Genomic DNA, 1372 nt, shown 5'->3' with positions numbered 1-1372 from the left:
GTTAAAGGCTCATTGTTTTGATCTAACAGTGGCTCACCCAATTCCGTTTGTAACGTCCCTGCGGCTGCATCTACTTGGATAATCACATAATCATTGGTTGCTGTTTCACGCACCAAACGACTGACTAAGACCTGTGACGCTCCATCATTTAAGGCTTCATAGATATGCAAATAGGCTTCATTGAGCAATGATTTAGCAATAGATACGGGCAAACCTAAACGCGCACGCAATGTTTGAGCATCCACCCAAAACGGCTTATCAAAACGCCCACGGGTAAAGCTACCGACAATCGCGGCTGTTTGATCGCCAATGCCAGCCACGCCATCGGTACGGTCAACGGTAGGGCTTAATTGAATCCCTGACTGTTCACCAATTTGGCGGACAAATAAATTAGGCATTATCGTCTCCTAAAGGATGAATAACCTGTAAGCCATTAGTCCATTTGTTTAATTGGTTTAATTGCTCAAAGTTATTGATAATTTGCTTGAGGTCGCCTTCGCTTTTAACTTCAACCGTGTTCTCGCTGTGGGGCATTAATACAGCCCCTCCTGTCACTGACCCTGTAACACGTCTATGCGTATTATTTTTGAGTAAAACAGAACACGGATAAGTTACTTGGCTTTTGGCAACGGCTTCTTTTTCTTTGACTGGCTCTTGAGCAACAACGACAGGTTCTTCAGTCGTTGTTGCCTTAGAGACAGTGCGTTTTTTACCGCTCATGTCTCACCTGTTATAAGTTTGGTAAGTTAATAAAGTCGATACGCGCAAAGCCTTTTGCCGAAGCCATGTGTTTATTAAGCTGCAAGAAACTGCGTTGATAAAACGCTTGTTTAAACACTAAATTGCTATTGGTTGATAACGGGATAAAAGTTGGTGCAACGGCATCCCCCATGACAATAGGACTACGGCCCACATCAGCAGAACGACCAATACACAACATACTGGCTGTACCTGCATCATTATTTTCAGGCACAATTTTTGGCGTAAAGTAAATATCGTATTTGCCAAACAAACGACCAAGACGATAAATACCTGCACGAGATGGCACACCAGAAGGCTCAAACATGGTACGTGGCAAAGCAGCAACAATACCGCCAAGCTGTTTACCAACATATAAGTGCGTAATACCGTGATCCATCGTGTCGTTAATCATTTGCTGATCGAGAACAAATAAGGTTTGTTCAACATCACCAAAGATTTCGCTGACGTTTTTAGCGGCATATTGTGCGGTATGGTTAAAATCATGCACCAAGGCATTGTTTGCAGAAATCATGTAACCAAGCTGCAAAGCGTAGTAATGATTTTCATTGGTTAATTGAGTACGCAAGCTAAATAAACTGTTAGAGGCTGGGTCTAAATTCATTTCATTGCG

2 protein-coding genes and 1 pseudogene are annotated in these 1372 nt (G+C 42.6%); all 3 read right to left on the bottom strand.

Annotation, left to right across the window (positions count from 1 at the left end):
* The coding region (locus C8N29_RS16610) for a hypothetical protein (protein ID WP_204509392.1) at positions 1-398 on the bottom strand (398 nt) is incomplete at its 3' end.
* The gene (locus C8N29_RS16605; protein WP_107867175.1) at positions 391-720 is read right to left on the bottom strand and encodes a hypothetical protein; all 330 of its coding nucleotides are present in this window, start codon (positions 718-720) and stop codon (positions 391-393) included. The genes C8N29_RS16610 and C8N29_RS16605, both read right to left, overlap by 8 nt.
* Before the next feature lie 10 nt (positions 721-730).
* Positions 731-1372, bottom strand: a pseudogene (locus C8N29_RS16940) (hypothetical protein); the annotation flags it as partial.

The organism is Agitococcus lubricus, assembly GCF_003051055.1.
Taxonomy (GTDB): Bacteria; Pseudomonadota; Gammaproteobacteria; order Pseudomonadales; family Moraxellaceae; genus Agitococcus; species Agitococcus lubricus.
This window is presented reverse-complemented; position numbering and strand designations above follow the sequence as displayed.

What these genes read in the sequence shown, in the direction of transcription:
- C8N29_RS16605 (WP_107867175.1), bottom strand. Translation starts at nt 720, where the DNA reads ATGAGCGGTAAAAAACGCACTGTCTCTAAGGCAACAACGACTGAAGAA.